Annotated in this window: 17 protein-coding genes; 14 read left to right on the top strand and 3 right to left on the bottom strand. The window is 61.2% G+C overall.

Going from position 1 to position 18,046, the window contains the following annotated elements; all coding sequences use genetic code 11:
* Nucleotides 1-107: 107 nt before the first annotated feature.
* Nucleotides 108-1,106, bottom strand: coding sequence for an AraC family transcriptional regulator (locus OPU96_RS16525; RefSeq protein WP_226457552.1), 999 nt, complete (start codon nt 1,104-1,106; stop codon nt 108-110).
* A gap of 338 nt (nt 1,107-1,444) precedes the next feature.
* Between OPU96_RS16525 and OPU96_RS16520 the strand changes: the two genes are divergently transcribed.
* From OPU96_RS16520 to OPU96_RS16510, 3 genes are all read left to right on the top strand, one after another.
* Nucleotides 1,445-2,776, top strand: a complete 1,332-nt coding sequence (locus OPU96_RS16520; RefSeq protein ID WP_192300669.1) for a dicarboxylate/amino acid:cation symporter — start codon at nt 1,445-1,447, stop codon at nt 2,774-2,776.
* Nucleotides 2,777-2,900: 124 nt separating this feature from the next.
* Nucleotides 2,901-3,854: an XdhC family protein gene (locus tag OPU96_RS16515; RefSeq protein WP_192300670.1), complete on the top strand. Its 954-nt coding sequence runs from the start codon at nt 2,901-2,903 to the stop codon at nt 3,852-3,854.
* A complete protein-coding gene (locus OPU96_RS16510) occupies nt 3,851-4,450 on the top strand; it encodes a nucleotidyltransferase family protein (RefSeq protein ID WP_498559373.1) in 600 nt (199 codons plus the stop codon). Before OPU96_RS16515 ends, OPU96_RS16510 begins: the two co-directional genes overlap by 4 nt.
* Nucleotides 4,451-4,524: 74 nt before the next feature.
* Here OPU96_RS16510 and rne read toward each other — a convergent pair whose 3' ends face one another.
* Nucleotides 4,525-7,671, bottom strand: a complete 3,147-nt coding sequence (gene rne, locus OPU96_RS16505) for a ribonuclease E (protein WP_498559372.1) — start codon at nt 7,669-7,671, stop codon at nt 4,525-4,527.
* A 759-nt stretch (nt 7,672-8,430) separates the two neighbouring features.
* Here rne and rluC point away from each other — a divergent pair.
* Genes rluC through OPU96_RS16490 form a run of 3 tightly spaced genes read left to right on the top strand, consistent with a single transcriptional unit; the run spans nt 8,431 to nt 11,044 of the window.
* Nucleotides 8,431-9,390, top strand: a complete 960-nt coding sequence (rluC, locus tag OPU96_RS16500; RefSeq protein ID WP_033901273.1) for a 23S rRNA pseudouridine(955/2504/2580) synthase RluC — start codon at nt 8,431-8,433, stop codon at nt 9,388-9,390.
* Entirely contained in the window at nt 9,377-10,039 is a 663-nt protein-coding gene (locus tag OPU96_RS16495; protein WP_192300673.1) for an HAD-IA family hydrolase, read from the top strand. Before rluC ends, OPU96_RS16495 begins: the two co-directional genes overlap by 14 nt.
* Nucleotides 10,040-10,060: 21 nt before the next feature.
* Complete coding sequence (locus OPU96_RS16490; RefSeq protein WP_226457556.1) at nt 10,061-11,044, top strand: S49 family peptidase; 984 nt, start codon at nt 10,061-10,063, stop codon at nt 11,042-11,044.
* Nucleotides 11,045-11,178: 134 nt separating this feature from the next.
* On the opposite strand, the gene OPU96_RS16485 is transcribed toward OPU96_RS16490, so the two are convergent.
* Nucleotides 11,179-11,757, bottom strand: a complete 579-nt coding sequence (locus OPU96_RS16485) for a Maf family protein (protein ID WP_498559371.1) — start codon at nt 11,755-11,757, stop codon at nt 11,179-11,181.
* Between the two features lie 105 nt (nt 11,758-11,862).
* Between OPU96_RS16485 and OPU96_RS16480 the strand changes: the two genes are divergently transcribed.
* The 8 genes from OPU96_RS16480 to pabC all read left to right on the top strand — a co-directional run bounded on the left by OPU96_RS16480 (nt 11,863) and on the right by pabC (nt 18,046).
* Entirely contained in the window at nt 11,863-12,393 is a 531-nt protein-coding gene (locus OPU96_RS16480; protein WP_015885435.1) for a YceD family protein, read from the top strand.
* Nucleotides 12,394-12,406: 13 nt separating this feature from the next.
* Nucleotides 12,407-12,589, top strand: a complete 183-nt coding sequence (rpmF, locus tag OPU96_RS16475; protein ID WP_008152339.1) for a 50S ribosomal protein L32 — start codon at nt 12,407-12,409, stop codon at nt 12,587-12,589.
* A 4-nt stretch (nt 12,590-12,593) separates the two neighbouring features.
* Nucleotides 12,594-13,604: a phosphate acyltransferase PlsX gene (gene plsX / locus OPU96_RS16470; RefSeq protein WP_192300676.1), complete on the top strand. Its 1,011-nt coding sequence runs from the start codon at nt 12,594-12,596 to the stop codon at nt 13,602-13,604.
* Between the two features lie 126 nt (nt 13,605-13,730).
* Nucleotides 13,731-14,669 carry an ACP S-malonyltransferase gene (gene fabD / locus OPU96_RS16465; RefSeq protein WP_021491483.1) on the top strand — a complete coding sequence of 313 codons (939 nt, stop codon included), beginning with the start codon at nt 13,731-13,733 and terminating at the stop codon, nt 14,667-14,669.
* 19 nt (nt 14,670-14,688) lie between these two features.
* Complete coding sequence (fabG, locus tag OPU96_RS16460; protein ID WP_192300677.1) at nt 14,689-15,432, top strand: 3-oxoacyl-ACP reductase FabG; 744 nt, start codon at nt 14,689-14,691, stop codon at nt 15,430-15,432.
* A gap of 192 nt (nt 15,433-15,624) precedes the next feature.
* Nucleotides 15,625-15,861, top strand: a complete 237-nt coding sequence (acpP, locus tag OPU96_RS16455) for an acyl carrier protein (protein WP_003175607.1) — start codon at nt 15,625-15,627, stop codon at nt 15,859-15,861.
* A gap of 125 nt (nt 15,862-15,986) precedes the next feature.
* Nucleotides 15,987-17,231, top strand: coding sequence for a beta-ketoacyl-ACP synthase II (gene fabF / locus OPU96_RS16450; protein WP_192300678.1), 1,245 nt, complete (start codon nt 15,987-15,989; stop codon nt 17,229-17,231).
* A complete protein-coding gene (pabC, locus tag OPU96_RS16445; RefSeq protein ID WP_498559370.1) occupies nt 17,231-18,046 on the top strand; it encodes an aminodeoxychorismate lyase in 816 nt (271 codons plus the stop codon). Before fabF ends, pabC begins: the two co-directional genes overlap by 1 nt.

Below are 18,046 nucleotides of genomic sequence, written 5' to 3'. Positions count from 1 at the left end.
CTTCGCGAGCAAGCCCGCTCCCACATTCGACCGAGTTCCAACGTTGGAATGCAATCAAGTGTGGGAGCGGGCTTGCTCGCGAAGACGCCAGTACAAGCAACACACCTCTAACTCTCCTGCGCCCGGTAAGCCCCTGGCGTCACCCCCGTCCACTTCTTGAACGCTCGGTGAAACGCCGACGGCTCGGAAAACCCCAACTGCTCGGCAATCTGCTGCAACGACAAATCCGCCCGTCCCAGGTGATAGATGGCGATGTCCCGCCGCAGCTCATCCTTGAGTGCCTGAAAGCTGGTGCCCTCTTCGCGCAGGTGCCGCCGCAGTGTCTGCGGGCTGATGTGCAGGTGCTGGGCAACCGCTTCCAGGTCCGGCCAGGGCGTGCGGTCGCGGCTGAGCAAGCGGCGCAGTTGGCTGCTGAGGCTGTCGCCTTCGTCCGGGCGTGACAGCAAGTCGGCAGGCGAGCGTTCGAGGAAGTGCTTGAGCGTGCGCTCGTCCTGCAACAGCGGCAGGCTCAGGTAGCGCGCGGGAAACACCAGGCTGCTGTGCGGCGCGCCGAACACCAGGGGGCAGGGGAACAGCAGGTCGTACTCTCCGGCATGGGCTGGCCTCGGGTAGCTGAAGGTGGCCTGGTTCAGTCGGATGCGCTGCCCGATCAGCCAACTGCCGAGGCGATGCCAGATCACCAGCAGGCATTCGCTGAGGAAGTGATCCGGGTCCCACAGCTGTGAGTCGTCCAGGCTCAAGCGGGCCATGTCGCCTTCGCGTGTCAGCTGCCAGCGCGGGCCCTGTGGGAATAGGCTATAAAATAATAAGCCGCGTTCCAGCGCCTTCTCCAGGGTGCGGCAGTGGATCAGCGCGTGGCACATCATGGCGAAGGTGCCGCGCTTGCTCGGGCCTTCGGCAAAGCCCAGGTATTCGTCATCCAGCCCCAGCCAGAGCATTTGCAGCAGCCGGGTAAATTGCTCCGGGGCAATGCGGGCGCGCGGTTCGCTCAGCAGTTCGGGGGTGATGCCCAGTTGTTGCAGCAGGCCCGAATAGTCGTAACCCGCCCGGCGCGCACCGCCGAGGGCTGCTCGGGCGTAATGACTGGCGATGGTACGTTCACGCATGCGAAGGCCTCGTCCATGGAATGGCGGATGGTAGCCAGCCGGGGGGAGGGCGACAAGGCGGATATCCGCCAAATTGTAGGACGTGATTGGACGAGTGGGCGGAAATCCGCCACCTGATTCGGCGCGCTGGAGGGCGCCTGAAAAGCCTCAGCCCTGATGTCTAAAGGCCTTCAGGGTTTTTCAGAGAAGTGGCACGACGTTTGCGATATAGATTACAGCGCAGGCCGCTCCGACAGGCCTCGCAAACAACAAATCCCTCCAGTGCAGGAGGGTTCGCAATTCAAGTGTCGTGGGCAATGGCGGATCTTTGCCACACGGGACGATTGAGGAATTTTGCAATGACGACTCGTCAGCCAATCTACAAATCCCTGTATTTCCAGGTGATCGTTGCAATCGTTATCGGTATTTTGCTCGGTCACTTCTATCCGGATACCGGCGTGGCCCTCAAGCCATTGGGTGACGGGTTCATCAAACTGATCAAAATGGTCATCGCCCCGATCATCTTCTGCACCGTTGTCAGCGGCATCGCTGGCATGCAAAGCATGAAATCGGTCGGCAAGACTGGCGGCTACGCGCTGCTGTACTTCGAAATCGTTTCGACCATCGCGCTGCTGATCGGCCTGGTCGTGGTCAACGTTGTACAACCGGGCGCCGGCATGCACATCGACGTGGCTACCCTGGACGCTTCGAAAGTCGCGGCCTACGTGACTGCCGGTAAAGACCAGAGCATCGTTGGCTTTATCCTCAACGTTATCCCGAACACCATCGTCGGCGCCTTCGCCAACGGCGACATCCTGCAAGTGCTGATGTTCTCGGTGATCTTCGGTTTCGCCCTGCACCGCCTGGGTGCCTACGGCAAGCCGGTACTGGACTTCATCGATCGCTTCGCCCACGTGATGTTCAACATCATCAACATGATCATGAAGCTCGCGCCAATCGGTGCCCTGGGCGCCATGGCGTTCACCATCGGTGCCTATGGCGTAGGTTCCCTGGTGCAACTGGGCCAGCTGATGATCTGCTTCTACATCACCTGCGTGCTGTTCGTGCTGGTGGTGCTGGGCGCTATCTGCCGCGCTCACGGTTTCAGCGTGATCAAGCTGATCCGCTACATCCGTGAAGAGCTGCTGATCGTTCTGGGTACTTCGTCTTCCGAATCCGCACTGCCACGCATGCTGATCAAGATGGAGCGTCTGGGCGCGAAGAAATCCGTAGTAGGCCTGGTGATCCCGACTGGCTACTCCTTCAACCTCGACGGTACGTCGATCTACCTGACCATGGCGGCCGTGTTCATCGCCCAGGCGACCGACACCCACATGGACATCACCCACCAGATCACGCTGCTGCTGGTGCTGCTGCTGTCCTCCAAAGGCGCTGCGGGCGTGACCGGTTCGGGCTTCATCGTACTGGCTGCAACCCTGTCGGCCGTAGGCCACCTGCCGGTTGCCGGCTTGGCGCTGATCCTGGGTATCGACCGCTTCATGTCTGAAGCCCGCGCCCTGACCAACCTGGTTGGTAACGCCGTGGCCACCCTGGTTGTGGCCAAGTGGGTCAAGGAACTGGACACCGACAAGCTGCAAAGCGAGCTGGCGTCCGGCGGTACCGGTATCTCGGAAACCCGTGAACTGGATGACCTGGGCGTGGCCGAAGGCCCTGCACCTACCGTCAAGTAAGCTGCTGCCGGCGTGAACTGACGCCGACCGCGATACACAAACGCCCCGACCTGTTCGGGGCGTTTGCGTTTCTGGTTTACAGTGGGTGAATCTGTTTGCCGTTGTAAAGCTTGCTGGAGGTTTGATGGACAGCGTTGATCTGAATGTCCTGCGCAGCGTGCTCGAATGGCGTCGCGCCGGGCAGCGTGTGGTGTTGTACAGCGTCGTGCAGACCTGGGGCAGTGCGCCACGGCCGCCGGGGGCAATGTTGGCCTTGCGTGGTGATGGTGTGGTGATCGGCTCAGTGTCTGGCGGTTGCATCGAGGATGACCTGATCGCGCGGCTGCAAGACGGTCGCTTGCCGGCCGATGGGCCGCCGGTGCAGTTGGTGACTTACGGTGTCACCCGCGATGAGGCGGCGCGTTTTGGCTTGCCGTGCGGCGGCACCCTGCGCCTGACCGAGGAGCGTGTTGATGAGTGGGAGTGGGTGTCGCAATTGCTGGAGCGCTGCGAGGCCCACCAGATTGTCGCCCGTGAACTTAACCTGGCGACCGGCGAGGTGACACTGAGCGAGGCGAACAAGACCGATGCGGTGACCTTCGACGGCGAGCGCCTGCGTGCGATTTACGGTCCGCGTTGGCGCCTGTTGCTGATCGGCGCCGGCCAACTGTCGCGCTACGTGGCGCAAATGGCGCGGCTGCTGGATTTCGAGGTACTGATCTGCGACCCGCGGGAAGAGTTCGTCTACGGCTGGGAGCAGCAGCACGGCCGCTTCGTGCCGGGCATGCCGGACGAAGCGGTGTTGAATATCCACACCGATGAACGTACGGCCATCGTCTGCCTTACCCATGACCCGCGCCTGGATGACATGGCGTTGCTGACGGCGTTGAATTCGCCGGCGTTCTACATTGGCGCCCTGGGGTCGCGGGTCAATACGCAGAAGCGCCGGGAAACCTTGGCGGCGCTGGGGTTGTCGGCAGAGGCGATTGCGCGTTTGCATGGGCCGATTGGTTTGTATATCGGCAGCCATACACCGGCGGAAATCGCGCTATCGCTGCTGGCGGAAATTGTCGCGATCAAAAATGGCGTGGTGTCGTGACGGTCACTGCGCTTGTATTGGCGGCAGGGCAGGGCAGACGGTTCCGCGCTGAAGCGGGCGATGCCCAGGACAAACTGTTGGCCGCCTGCATGGGCCTGGATGGCGTGATGCGACCGGTGATCGAGCAGGTGCTGCTGAACCTGCCGGCGAGCATTGTACGGCGCTGGGTGGTGACTTCATCGGGGCGGGATGAGGTGGTTCGTCTGGCCAGGGCGTATGGCTGTGAGGTGTTGTTGCTGGAGTCTGCAGGTATGGGCGACAGCCTTGCGGCGGCGGTTGCGGCCAGTGGTTCGGCTGACGGTTGGCTGGTGGTGCTGGGGGATATGCCGTTTATTCAGCCTGCGAGTATTGAGCGGGTGGTGGAGGGGCTGGAGGTGGATGGCATTCGTGTGCCGGTGCAGAGCGGGCGGCATGGGCATCCTGTGGCGTTTGGGGCCGCGTTTGGGCCGCAGTTGATGGCGCTGAGCGGTGATCGTGGAGGGCGGGCGTTGTTTGTGTCGGCATCGGTGCAGGAGGTGCTGGTGGACGACCCGGGGGTGCTTTGGGATGTCGACTTGCCGCAACTCTTGAGCTTCACACCACCTCGCTCGGATTGAACTGCATGGCAAATTGGAAGCATCAAAAAGCCCCGCCTGATCACTCAGGCGGGGCTTTTTAGTCGCTGCTGGAATCAGGCGAGAGGTTTGCTCTCGTGTTCTGCTTCCTGTGCAGCGGCAGCGGCGGCTGCTTCAGCTTCCTTGCGACGACGACGCACTTCACGTGGGTCGTTCGGCGCACGGCCGTTTTCGGTCAAGGCGCTGGCCGGGGCTGCTTCAACCACCGGAGCGGCGACTTCGGCAACCACTGGCGCTTCAACCACGGGTGCAGGCTCGACAACCGGTGCTGGCTCAGCCACTGGAGCAGGTTCTGCAACCACGACAGCTTCGGCAACCGGAGCCGGCGCTTCTTCTACCACAGGGGCAGGCGCTGGCGCTTCAACCGGGGCGGCTGGCTCGGCGGTCCACTGGAAGGCGGTCTGCTCTTCACGAACTTCACGAACTTCCGGGGCGGCTTCGACAACGGGTGCTTCAACCACGGCTTCAACCACTGGCTGAGGCTCAACGACCGGTGCCGCTTCTACCGCAATCACTTCGACTTCTGGCTGGGCTTCGTGAACCGGTGCCAGTTCGACTTGCGCAACAACCGGCGCTTCGACTGGTGTGGTTGCTTCTACAGCCGGCGCTTCGGCAACAGGCACTTCAACAGCCGGCGCTTCTACCACTGGGGTTTCGGCGACGGGTGCTTCAACTGCGGCGGTTTCTTCGACAGCAGCGGTCGCACGTTCAGCCTGCTCGTGGGCCTGGGCTTCAGCCGATGCGCTGATGACCGAGCTGGCAACGGCCGCGGTCACGGCCAGGCCGGCAGCCAGTTCGGTGCCAGTGGCTGCTTCTGCGTTCTCGCCGGCTTCTTCCGAGCCTTCGATCACGTTGCCGTTGGCGTCACGTTGACGCTCACGACGGTTGCTGCGACGACGCTGGCCACGGGAGCGGCGGCGTGGGCGATCGCCTTCGGCGCCGTCCTGACCGTCTTCCTGCGACTGCTCTTCAGCGCTCAGTACTTCTTCGTCTTCGCTGGCAGCGGCGGCCTGTTCGGCACGTGGCTGACGCTCTTCACGCGGTGGGCGTGGCTGACGTTCTTCACGTGGCGCACGCTCTTCTCGTGGCTGGCGAGCCGGGCGCTCTTCAGCAACAGCGGCGGCACCAGCAGCGGCGACGGCAGGTGCTGCGTCCAGCGGTTCACGCAGTTCACGCACGCGTTCTTCACGCTCGCCACGTGGCTTGCGATCTTCACGTGGGGCACGTGGGGTGCGTGGTGCGCGTTCTTCACGCGGTGCACGCTCTTCGCGGGCTACGGTTGGAGTCTCTTCACGGGCTTCGCGAGGAGCACGCTCTTCACGTGGTGCGCGCTCTTCACGCGGTGCACGTTCTTCGCGTGGCTTGCGCTCTTCGTCACGGCGGCCGTTGCGGTTACGGCTCTGCTGGCGACCGTTGCGACGTTCTTCGTTGCGCGCCGGGCGCTCGGCCGCTGGTTTTTCAACCACAACCGGAGCAGCAGGCTCTTCCTTGGTGGCAAACAGGCTGACCAGCGACTTCACCAGGCCCTTGAACAGGCTTGGCTCAGGCAGGGCGGCCGGTGCGGCAACCGGAGCGGCGGCTTCAACCGGGACCGGTGCGTTGGCACGGGCTGGCGCGGTCTTGACGGCGGCTTCCTGGCGAACCAGGGTGCGGGTCGCAGCGGCTGGCTGGACTTCTTCCACTTCGGCAGCAGCAGCGGCGATTTCGTAGCTGGACTGGCCGCTGTGGGCTTCCGGGCTGTCATCACGCAGGCGCTGCACTTCGAAGTGCGGCGTTTCGAGGTGATCGTTCGGCAGGATGACGATACGGGCACGGGTGCGCAGTTCGATCTTGGTGATCGAGTTGCGTTTTTCGTTGAGCAGGAACGCGGCAACCGGGATCGGCACTTGCGCGCGGACTTCGGCGGTGCGGTCTTTCAGGGCTTCTTCTTCGATCAGGCGCAGGATTGCCAGGGACAGCGATTCAACGTCACGGATGATGCCGGTGCCGTTGCAACGCGGGCAGACGATGCCGCTGCTCTCGCCCAGGGATGGACGCAGGCGCTGACGGGACATTTCCAGCAGGCCGAAGCGCGAGATGCGGCCGACTTGCACGCGGGCACGGTCAGCTTCCAGGCATTCGCGGACTTTCTCTTCCACGGCGCGCTGGTTCTTGGCTGGGGTCATGTCGATGAAGTCGATCACGATCAGGCCGCCGATGTCACGCAGGCGCAGCTGGCGGGCGATTTCTTCAGCCGCTTCCAGGTTGGTCTGCAGGGCGGTTTCTTCGATGTCGCTGCCTTTCGTTGCGCGCGCCGAGTTGATGTCGATGGACACCAGGGCTTCGGTCGGGTCGATCACGATGGAGCCACCGGAAGGCAGTTCGACTACGCGCTGGAAGGCGGTCTCGATCTGGCTTTCGATCTGGAAACGGTTGAACAGCGGCACGCTGTCTTCGTACAGCTTGATCTTGCTGGCGTACTGCGGCATCACCTGGCGGATGAAGGTCAGGGCTTCGTCCTGGGCTTCAACGCTGTCGATCAGCACTTCGCCGATGTCCTGGCGCAGGTAGTCGCGGATGGCGCGGATGATCACGTTGCTTTCCTGGTAGATCAGGAATGGCGCGGAACGATCCAGGGACGCTTCTTTGATGGCGGTCCACAGTTGCAGCAGGTAGTCGAGGTCCCACTGCATTTCTTCGCTGCTGCGGCCAAGGCCGGCGGTGCGAACGATCAGGCCCATGTCGGCCGGTGCAACCAGGCCGTTCAGCGCTTCACGCAGTTCGTTGCGCTCTTCGCCTTCGATGCGACGGGAAATGCCGCCGGCACGTGGGTTGTTCGGCATCAGGACCAGGTAACGGCCAGCCAGGCTGATGAAGGTGGTCAGGGCTGCGCCCTTGTTGCCACGTTCTTCTTTTTCCACCTGGACGATGACTTCCTGGCCTTCGCTCAGGACGTCCTTGATGTTCACGCGGCCTTCAGGGGCTTTCTTGAAGTATTCGCGGGAGATTTCTTTGAGTGGCAGGAAGCCGTGGCGCTCGGAGCCGAAATCGACAAAGGCAGCCTCAAGGCTTGGTTCGATGCGAGTAATACGGCCTTTATAGATGTTGGCCTTCTTTTGCTCGCGTGCACCGGATTCGATGTCCAGGTCGTAGAGGCGTTGGCCATCTACCAGTGCAACACGCAACTCTTCGGGTTGAGTTGCGTTAATCAGCATTCTTTTCATGTTGTACCGTCGGTTTCCGGGCTGCCGGAAACGGCGTTCGGCACACACGACTTCTCACGGTCGGTGTCAGGTGCGTCAAGAGTGGTTGGCCACTCCAGTGTCCAGCGACATCTGCCCAAAGGGGGCAACGGCGCGACGGACGCGTCCTGCTTGTTTGCTGTGGTGACCAAGGCACCACTTCAACAAAAGCTAAGGTCAGGAGGAGGAATCAACCGGCGACTGTGGACGAGATGAAGCGTCTAAATATAAGCCTAGTGCTACACGGTCCGACGGTTGTGCATCTCCACCCTACACGTATCCCTGATAATTCGGGTGCTGCCGCGCGCAGAATCCGCAGCGGGTTGGCATTTACCGTGTTTTCCAATGGGGAGAACACGCTCATGGCTAAACAAGACTAGGTGTGGGCGACTGCGCTCTCACTCAGCTCTTAACAGGCGTTGTTTCCGAAGCATTCGCCATGGTCTGGCCCAAGACTGACTGCACTTTGTGAACTGGCCGTAAATATCGGCGCAAAACGCGAGTATTCACTCTGCTTTCTGCACTCGCTTCAGGCCTCATGTCACCTGCGCTCGTTACAATCCTGAACCTTCCAAGGTGGCGAAAGCCCCGTAGGACGGCCTCGCGTCCTGATGAATTGCGATGGTCAGGGCCGGCTGTATGCCGCATGTCCTCTGGCCAGGCCGCTTTTGGCGGCGTTCGCGACTATAGCAGCAATGATTAAGTGCTTCAATTCCATAAAAAATTGTTATCATCGCCGCCATGACGACTACCGCCCCCCAGACCCCCAGCGTCCAGCTGCTCGAGGTCTCGCCGGAATATGCCGGCCAACGCATCGACAATTTTCTCCTGGCCAGGCTCAAAGGCGTGCCCAAGACCTTGATTTACCGCATCTTGCGTAAAGGTGAAGTGCGGGTGAACAAGGGCCGGATCAAGCCCGAGTACAAGCTGCAGGCGGGCGATATCGTCCGTGTGCCGCCGGTGCGCGTGCCGGAACGTGACGAGCCTGTGCCGCTGGCCCAGGGCCTGTTGCAGCGCCTGGAAGCCTCGATTGTCTTCGAAGACAACAAGCTGATCGTGATCAACAAGCCTTGCGGCATTGCCGTCCACGGCGGCAGCGGCCTGAATTTCGGCGTGATCGAAGCCTTTCGTCAGTTGCGTCCGGATGCCAAGGAGCTGGAGCTGGTCCACCGCCTGGACCGTGACACTTCCGGCCTGCTGATGATCGCCAAGAAGCGCAGCATGTTGCGCCACCTGCACACCGCCCTGCGTGGCGATGGCGTGGACAAGCGCTACATGGCGCTGGTGCGTGGCAACTGGGCCAGCTCGATCAAGAGCGTGCGGGCGCCACTGCAGAAGAGCAACCTGCGCTCCGGCGAGCGCATGGTGGAGGTGGACGAGGAGGGCAAAGAAGCCCTGACCCTGTTCAAGGTGCTGCGCCGCTTCGGCGACTTTGCCACCATGGTCGAAGCCAAGCCGGTCACTGGGCGAACCCACCAGATTCGTGTGCACACCCTGCATGCCGGGCATTGCATCGCCGGTGATACCAAGTACGGCGACGAGGATTTCTCCAAGGAAATCCGCGACCTGGGTGGCAAACGCCTGTTCCTGCACGCCTACATGCTCACTGTGCCGCTGCCGGATGGCGGCGAATTGAAGCTGCAGGCCCCGGTCGACGAGATGTGGGCCAAGACCGTGGAGCGTTTGAGTGTCGCACCCTGACTACAAGCTGCTGATTTTTGATTGGGACGGCACGTTGGCCGATTCGATTGGCCGGATCGTCGAGTCGATGCACGCTGCGTCGACCCGCTCGGGTTACGCGTTGTGCAGCGATCATGCGGTCAAGGGCATCATCGGCCTGGGCCTGCCCGAAGCGATCCGCACCCTGTACCCCGAGATCAGCGATGCTGAGCTGATCGCGTTCCGTGAACATTACGCCGACCACTACATCGCCCTGGAGGCCGAGCCTTCGCCGTTGTTTGAGGGGGTGGTGCATTCCCTGGCCGCGTTCCGCGCCGAGGGTTACCACCTGGCGGTCGCTACCGGCAAGGCCCGTCGCGGGCTGGATCGCGTGCTCAGGGCCCATGGCTGGGAAGATTACTTCGACATTACCCGCGCTGCCGATGAAACCGCCAGCAAGCCGCACCCGTTGATGCTGGAGCAGATCCTCGCCCATTGCGGCGTAGCGCCGCGCCAGGCGTTGATGGTGGGCGATGCCTCCTTCGACCTGATGATGGCGCGCAACGCGGGCATGGACTGTGTTGCGGTCAGTTATGGCGCCCAGTCCGCTGAAGCCTTGCAGCAGTACGAACCACGGCTGACGATCAATCATTTTTCCGAATTGCAGGCCTGGCTCGGTCAGGCTCACTAAGTCTTTGCTGGGGTTATTGGCATGAGTGATGAGTGGAAAGCGCCTGAAAAGGCCGAGAATGGTGAAGACAAGAGCTGGAAGCTGCTGGAGAAGACCCTCCTGGCTGGCGTCCAGGAGCAGCGTCGTGCGCGGCGGTGGGGGATTTTCTTCAAGCTGCTGACCTTCACTTACCTGCTCGGCATGCTGGTGCTGTTCAGTCCGCTGGTGGACATGGAGAAGAGTGCCGCCCGTGGCAGCAACTACACCGCCTTGATCGAGGTGCGTGGGGTGATTGCCGACAAGGAGGCTGCCAGTGCCGACAACATCGTCAGCAGTCTGCGCGCGGCGTTTGAAGATCCCAAGGTCAAGGGTGTGATCCTGCGTATCAACAGCCCGGGCGGCAGTCCGGTGCAGTCGGGTTACGTGTATGACGAGATTCGTCGCCTGCGCGGCCTGCACCCGGATACCAAGCTGTATGCGGTGATTTCCGATCTGGGTGCCTCGGGTGCCTATTACATCGCCAGTGCCGCTGACCAGATCTACGCCGACAAGGCCAGCCTGGTCGGTTCCATTGGCGTGACGGCGGCCGGTTATGGCTTTGTCGGCGCCATGGAGAAGCTGGGTGTGGAGCGTCGCACCTATACGTCGGGTGAGCACAAGTCGTTCCTGGACCCGTTTCAGCCGCAGAAGCCTGATGAGACCCAGTTCTGGCAGGGTGTGCTCGACACCACGCATCGCCAGTTCATCGCCAGCGTGAAGCAGGGGCGCGGGGATCGGCTGAAGGATAAGGAGCATCCGGAGCTGTTTTCCGGCTTGGTCTGGTCTGGCGAGCAGGCGCTGCCGTTGGGCTTGATCGATGGGTTGGGCAGTGCCAGCTCGGTGGCGCGGGACGTGGTCGGCGAGAAAGAGCTGGTGGACTTTACTGTGCAGGAATCGCCGTTTGATCGGTTCTCCAAGAAGCTGGGTGCCAGCGTGGCGGAGAAACTCGCGCTGTACATGGGCTTTCAGGGCCCGACCCTGCGCTGAGATTTCGAACCTGGTGTAGATCAAAATGTGGGAGCGGGGTTGCCCGCGAATGCGGTGTTTCAGTCATCTGATGTATTGGCTGATCCACTGCATTCACGGGCAAGCCCGCTCCCACATTTGGTTTTGTGGTGGGCTTAGGGGATTTGTACGCCTTCGACCAGCAGCATATCCACCAGTCGAATCAATGGCAGCCCGATCAGGCTGGTGGCATCCGGCCCTTCGGTGCTCTGGAACAGGCTCACGCCCAGCCCCTCGGCCTTGAAGCTGCCTGCGCAGTCATACGGCTGCTCAATGCGCAGGTAACGCTCGACTCGCTCGGCGTCCAGTACGCGCATCTGCACCGTGAATGGCACGCAGTCCACCTGGCAGTGGCCGGTGTTGCTGTTGAGCAGGGCCAGGCCGGTGAGGAAGCTGACGCGCTTGCCGCTCGCCGCCAGCAATTGTTCACGGGCGTTCTCGAAGGTGTGGGGTTTGCCGATGATCCGTCCGTCGAGCGCTGCTACTTGGTCGGAGCCGATGATCAAATGCCCTGGGTGCTCGGCGGCAAGGGCGCGGGCTTTTTCTGTGGCGAGGCGCTTGACCAGCTCAACGGCAGACTCATTGGCGCGATGGCTTTCGTCAATGTCCGGCGAGCCGCAGATGAACGGCAAGTGCAGGCGGCCGAGCAATTCCCGGCGATAAACCGAGCTGGAAGCGAGTAATAAAGGCAGCATGGGTGTCTCCTCAGGGCAGTCGCGGATTCTAGCGAGGACTCCTGGCGACGGACAGGGCTGAATTTCCTTTGACATGGCTGGGTGCATCCCTATAATGCTGCGCCTATGTTGAATGACCCGATTCCACCTCACGTTGACCCGCGCAAATTGGCTGATCGTGGCACTTCCCTTCAAGGTGAATTGCTGCTGGCCGATTTGGAGAGACTCTGCGACCCGCTTTCCGACACTGTCGGTACGGTGCAGGCGAAATTCGTTTTTGAACGAGATGAACGTAAATCTGTGGTAATTCACAGCTTTATCGACACCGAAGTCAAAATGGTTTGCCAGCGTTGTCTTGAGCTGGTCACCCTGCCGATTCACAGCGAATGCAGTTACGCTGTGGTAAAGGAGGGTGCGAATACCCAGTCGTTGCCGAAAGGTTATGACGTGCTGGAACTGGGCGAAGATCCATTGGATCTGCATGCACTGATCGAGGAGGAGCTTCTGCTCGCCTTGCCCATTGTGCCTGCTCATCATCCGGAAGAATGCCAGCAGCCGGAGGGGCTCGATGACGAGTCCGAACCGAGCGAGGACGAGGTAACGCGGTCCAACCCGTTCAGTGTATTGGCGCAGTTAAAGCGTGACCCAAACGTTTAGGAGTTAATCAATTATGGCTGTTCAGCAGAACAAAAAATCCCGCTCTGCCCGTGACATGCGTCGTTCGCACGACGCCCTGACGGCAAGCACTCTGTCTGTAGAAAAAACCACTGGTGAAATTCACCTGCGTCACCACGTATCGCCAGAAGGCGTATACCGTGGTCGTAAAGTGATCGACAAGGGCGCTGACGAGTAATCACTTGTCTGCTCTAGTCATCGCGATAGACGCAATGGGCGGGGACTTCGGTCCCCGCAGCATTGTTCAGGCCTGCATTGCCAGCCTGTCTGCAACGCCCTCGCTGCACCTGACCCTTGTCGGTCAACCCTCCTTACTTGAAGAACTGATTGCCAGCCATCCGGCGGTGGATCGCGCGCGCCTGACGATTACGCCAGCCAGCGAAACCATCACCATGGATGAGAAGCCGGCGGCTGCCCTGCGTGGCAAGCCTGACTCTTCAATGCGGGTGGCGCTTGAGTTGCTGCGCGATGGCAAGGTGCAAGCCTGCGTCAGTGCGGGCAATACCGGGGCGTTGATGGCGTTGTCGCGCTATGTACTCAAGACGCTGCCAGGCATTGACCGGCCGGCGATGGTCGCGGCCATTCCGACGCAGAAGGGCTATTGCCAACTGCTGGACCTTGGCGCGAACGTCGATTGCAGTGCCGAGCACCTGTTCCAGTTCGCCGTCATGGGCTCGGTGGCTGCCGAAGCGCTAGGCGTGGCTCGCCCGCGAGTGGCGCTGCTGAATATCGGCACCGAAGACATCAAGGGCAACCAGCAGGTCAAGCTCGCCGCTACGCTGCTTCAAGGCGCACGCGGCTTGAACTACATCGGCTTCGTCGAAGGTGATGGTTTGTACCGGGGCGAGGCGGATGTGGTGGTGTGCGACGGGTTTGTCGGCAATATCCTGCTCAAATCCAGTGAGGGGCTGGCGACCATGATCGCCGCGCGCATCGAGGCGTTGTTCAGGCAAGGTTTTGCGTCGCGCCTGGTCGGTGCCCTGGCGCTGCCGTTGATGCGGCGCCTGCAGGCTGATCTGGCGCCGGCGCGGCATAACGGTGCGAGCTTTCTCGGCCTGCAGGGCATTGTGGTGAAAAGCCATGGTTCGGCCGGTGTAGAAGGCTTTCAAAGCGCGATTGCGCGAGCCCTGATCGAGATCCAGGAAAACCTGCCGCAACGCTTGCATGGCCGTCTTGAAGACCTGTTGCCTTAGGCGAATCGGCCCGGAAATGCTTAAATGTGACCGGCCAGTTCAATTGACCATCCAATCTGTCAGTTTCGTGCGCTCCCATCGTAGGCGCGTTCATTTTTGACGACCAGATCATTAGGGGCTTGTTACATGTCTACATCCCTCGCATTCGTCTTTCCAGGGCAGGGTTCGCAGTCCCTCGGCATGTTGGCCGAGCTGGGCGCGCAATACCCGCTGATCCTGGACACTTTCAAGGAAGCTTCCGATGCCCTGGGTTACGACCTGTGGGCTCTGACCCAGCAAGGGCCGGAAGAGCAGCTCAATCAAACCGACAAGACCCAGCCGGCCATCCTGACCGCTTCGATCGCCCTGTGGCGCTTGTGGCTGGCCGAAGGCGGCGCGCGTCCGGCATTCGTTGCCGGTCACAGCCTGGGTGAATACAGCGCCCTGGTCGCGGCGGGCAGCCTGACCCTCGGTGAAGCGGTCAAGCTGGTCGAGCGTCGTGGTCAACTGATGCAAGAAGCCGTTCCGGCGGGGCAGGGCGGCATGGCTGCAATCCTGGGCCTGGACGACGCAGTGGTGATCGAAGCCTGTGCCGAAGCGGCCCAGGGCGAAGTGGTCAGCGCAGTGAACTTCAACTCCCCTGGCCAGGTGGTGATCGCCGGTGCCAAGGCAGCAGTCGAGCGCGCCATCGAAGGCTGCAAGGCTCGTGGTGCCAAGCGTGCGTTGCCGTTGCCGGTAAGCGTGCCGTCCCACTGTGAGCTGATGCGCCCGGCAGCCGAGCGTTTTGCCGAGTCCATCGCCGCCATCAACTGGCAGGCGCCGCAGATCCCGCTGGTGCAGAACGTCAGCGCGGCCGTGGCTGCCGACCTCGATACCCTCAAGCGCGACCTGCTGGAGCAGCTCTACAAGCCGGTACGCTGGGTTGAATCGGTCCAGACCCTGGCCGCCAATGGCGCCACCGAACTGGTCGAGTGCGGCCCGGGCAAAGTCCTGGCCGGCCTGAACAAGCGCTGCGCCGACGGCGTGTCGACCGCTAACCTCAATACCCCGGATGCCTTTGCTGCCGCTCGCGCAGCACTGGCCTGAAGAATTAGGAGAAGCCTGCATGAGTCTGCAAGGTAAAGTTGCACTGGTTACTGGCGCAAGCCGTGGTATTGGCCAGGCCATCGCTCTCGAACTGGGTCGCCAAGGCGCCATCGTGATCGGCACCGCCACTTCCGCTTCGGGCGCCGAGCGTATCGCCGCGACCCTGAAGGAAAACGGCGTACAAGGCACCGGCCTTGAGCTGAACGTGACCAGCGATGAGTCCGTGGCTGCCGTATTGGCCCAGATCACTGCGCAGTTCGGCGCGCCGGCTATTCTGGTAAACAACGCCGGTATTACCCGCGACAACCTGATGATGCGCATGAAAGACGACGAGTGGTACGACGTGGTCGATACCAACCTGAACAGTCTGTTTCGCCTGTCCAAGGGCGTTTTGCGCGGCATGACCAAGGCGCGTTGGGGCCGAATTATCAATATTGGCTCCGTAGTGGGTGCCATGGGCAACGCAGGCCAAGTAAACTACGCGTCCGCCAAGGCCGGTCTGGAAGGTTTCAGCCGTGCATTGGCACGTGAAGTCGGTTCGCGGTCGATTACGGTCAACTCGGTGGCCCCAGGGTTCATCGACACCGATATGACCCGCGAGCTGCCGGAAGCACAGCGTGAAGCCTTGCTGACGCAGATTCCGCTGGGCCGTCTGGGCCAGGCTCAAGAGATCGCGAATGTGGTCACTTTCCTGGCATCCGACGGTGCGGCATACGTGACTGGGGCTACAATCCCGGTTAACGGCGGGATGTACATGAGTTAAATTGTGACGGATTGCTTCAAAAAAATGTCATACGAGCTGTCTAAAATCCGTTATAAAGCTGCAACTTAATTTATAGGCAGGTGGCCGACCGGGTACGTGGGTGAAGCTTTCAGTTGAAAAGCTGAAAAGGCTTTCTATACACTTACCCACTGGCCAGCTGCCTGAATTTGTCCATTAGGAGTTAAACAAGGTATGAGCACCATCGAAGAGCGCGTCAAGAAAATCGTTGCCGAGCAACTGGGCGTCAAAGAAGAAGAAGTGGTCAACACTGCTTCCTTCGTAGAAGACCTGGGTGCCGATTCCCTTGACACCGTTGAGCTGGTGATGGCTCTGGAAGAGGAATTCGAGACCGAAATCCCGGACGAAGAAGCTGAAAAAATCACTACTGTTCAAGCTGCTATCGACTACGTTACCAGCCATCAGGCGTAATAGTTTTTAGTCGTCGCTTGCTGTTGGGAAAAACCGCACTGCTGTTACAGCGTGCGGTTTTTTCTTTAGCTCTGACGAAAAGTGAGCCTGAAGCAAAGTGTCGTCATTAGAAAAAGGAGAGTGCTGTGTCGCGTAGACGCGTCGTAGTCACCGGTATGGGTATGTTGTCGCCACTGGGTACGGATGTGCCGAGCAGTTGGCAGGGCATTCTGGCTGGCCGCAGTGGTATTGGTCTGATTGAACATACGGACCTTTCTGCCTATTCCACCCGTTTTGGCGGCTCGGTAAAGGGTTTCAATGTCGAGGAATATCTCTCGATCAAAGAGTCCCGCAAACTCGACCTGTTCATTCAATACGGCCTGGCCGCCGGTTTTCAGGCAGTGCGTAATGCCGGCCTGGAAGTTACCGACGCCAACCGTGATCGCATCGGCGTGGCCATGGGTTCGGGTATTGGTGGTCTGACCAATATCGAAGAAACCAGCCGCATCCTGCACGATACTGGCCCCCGTCGAATTTCACCGTTCTTCGTGCCGGGCTCGATCATCAATATGATTTCCGGCTTCCTGTCCATCCACTTGGGCGCACAGGGACCTAACTACGCCATCGCCACCGCGTGCACCACCGGTACGCATTGCATCGGTATGGCGGCGCGCAACATCGCCTACGACGAAGCTGACGTGATGATCGCCGGCGGCGCTGAAATGGCTGCCTGCGGCCTTGGCATGGGCGGCTTTGGCGCGTCCCGTGCGCTGTCGACCCGCAACGACGAGCCGACCCGTGCCAGCCGTCCGTGGGACAAGGGCCGTGATGGTTTCGTGCTGTCCGACGGTGCCGGCGCCCTGGTGCTGGAAGAGTTGGAACACGCCAAGGCGCGTGGCGCCACCATCTACGCCGAGCTGATCGGCTTTGGCATGAGCGGCGACGCCTACCACATGACTTCGCCACCGTCCGACGGTGCCGGTGCTGCACGTTGCATCACCAACGCCCTGCGCGACGCGAAGATCAATGCGGACCAGGTGCAGTACATCAACGCCCACGGCACCTCGACCCCGACCGGCGACCTGGCGGAAGCCGAGGCCATCAAGTCGGTGTTCGGCGAACACGCCTACAAGCTGGCGGTCAGTTCCACCAAGTCCATGACCGGTCACCTGTTGGGTGCGGCGGGCGCGGTCGAGGCGATTTTCAGTGTGATGGCCATCAAGGATCAGGTCGCTCCGCCGACCATCAACCTGGATGAGCCGGACGAGGGCTGCGATCTGAACTTCGTGCCGCATGAACCGCAACCGATGCCGATCGACGTGACGATCTCCAACTCGTTCGGCTTTGGTGGCACCAACGGTTCCCTGGTGTTCCGCCGGTTCGCCGAGTGATGGACAGCTGGGTCGACGGTCAGCCAGCGGACAGCGTGCCTCTGAAAGATCGCGGCCTGGCGTATGGCGATGGGCTCTTCGAGACCATCGCCGTCAAGGCTGGGCAGCCTGTGCTGCTCGACCGCCACCTGCAGCGTCTTGAAGACGGTTGCAGGCGCCTCGCTCTCGCCGCGGATCACAGTGTGATTCGCAGCGAAGTGCAGGCCTATGCCGCCGCCCTCGGCGACGGTGTTCTCAAGTTGATCCTCACCCGTGGCGACAGCCTGCGAGGTTATGGCCTCAACCCCGGCGCGCCGCTGCGCCGTATCTTGCAGGGCAGTCCGCCCGCTCCCTATCCCCCGCCCCATGGAACCGACGGCATCCGCCTGTTTCCGTGCGCCACCCGCTTGGCCGAGCAGCCCCTGCTGGCCGGCCTCAAGCACCTCAACCGCCTGGAACAAGTGATCGCCCGCGCCGAATGGCAGGATGCCGAGCACGCCGAAGGCTTGATGCTGGATACGTCCGGGCGGGTCATTGAAGGCGTATTCAGCAACCTGTTCCTGGTGCGCAACGGCTTGTTACTAACCGCCGATCTGACCCGTTGCGGCGTTGCCGGCGTGATGCGCGCCGAGATTCTGGCCCAGGCGCAAACCCTGGGCATCCCGGTGGCCGTGGCTGACATCAGCATCGAACAGTTGCAGCACGCCGATGAAGTCTTCGTTTGCAACAGCGTTTATGGCATCTGGCCGGTGCGTGCCTGCGCTGCGATGAGCTGGTCGGTTGGGCCGCTCACCCGTAAACTGCAAGGCATTGTTCGCGCGCTATTGGATATTTGA

Source organism: Pseudomonas sp. RP-B7 (assembly GCF_059803535.1).
Note: the sequence above shows the minus strand (reverse complement) of the source record. Positions and strands in the feature narration are given on the sequence as shown.

Excerpts from the sequence above, each read along its gene's own strand:
- OPU96_RS16525 (WP_226457552.1), bottom strand. The coding sequence starts at position 1,106 with ATGCGTGAACGTACCATCGCCAGTCATTACGCCCGAGCAGCCCTCGGC.
- OPU96_RS16520 (WP_192300669.1), top strand. The coding sequence starts at position 1,445 with ATGACGACTCGTCAGCCAATCTACAAATCCCTGTATTTCCAGGTGATC.
- OPU96_RS16515 (WP_192300670.1), top strand. The coding sequence starts at position 2,901 with ATGGACAGCGTTGATCTGAATGTCCTGCGCAGCGTGCTCGAATGGCGT.
- rne (WP_498559372.1), bottom strand. The coding sequence starts at position 7,671 with ATGAAAAGAATGCTGATTAACGCAACTCAACCCGAAGAGTTGCGTGTT.
- rluC (WP_033901273.1), top strand. The coding sequence starts at position 8,431 with ATGACGACTACCGCCCCCCAGACCCCCAGCGTCCAGCTGCTCGAGGTC.
- OPU96_RS16490 (WP_226457556.1), top strand. The coding sequence starts at position 10,061 with ATGAGTGATGAGTGGAAAGCGCCTGAAAAGGCCGAGAATGGTGAAGAC.
- OPU96_RS16485 (WP_498559371.1), bottom strand. The coding sequence starts at position 11,757 with ATGCTGCCTTTATTACTCGCTTCCAGCTCGGTTTATCGCCGGGAATTG.
- OPU96_RS16480 (WP_015885435.1), top strand. The coding sequence starts at position 11,863 with ATGTTGAATGACCCGATTCCACCTCACGTTGACCCGCGCAAATTGGCT.
- rpmF (WP_008152339.1), top strand. The coding sequence starts at position 12,407 with ATGGCTGTTCAGCAGAACAAAAAATCCCGCTCTGCCCGTGACATGCGT.
- fabD (WP_021491483.1), top strand. The coding sequence starts at position 13,731 with ATGTCTACATCCCTCGCATTCGTCTTTCCAGGGCAGGGTTCGCAGTCC.
- fabG (WP_192300677.1), top strand. The coding sequence starts at position 14,689 with ATGAGTCTGCAAGGTAAAGTTGCACTGGTTACTGGCGCAAGCCGTGGT.
- acpP (WP_003175607.1), top strand. The coding sequence starts at position 15,625 with ATGAGCACCATCGAAGAGCGCGTCAAGAAAATCGTTGCCGAGCAACTG.
- pabC (WP_498559370.1), top strand. The coding sequence starts at position 17,231 with ATGGACAGCTGGGTCGACGGTCAGCCAGCGGACAGCGTGCCTCTGAAA.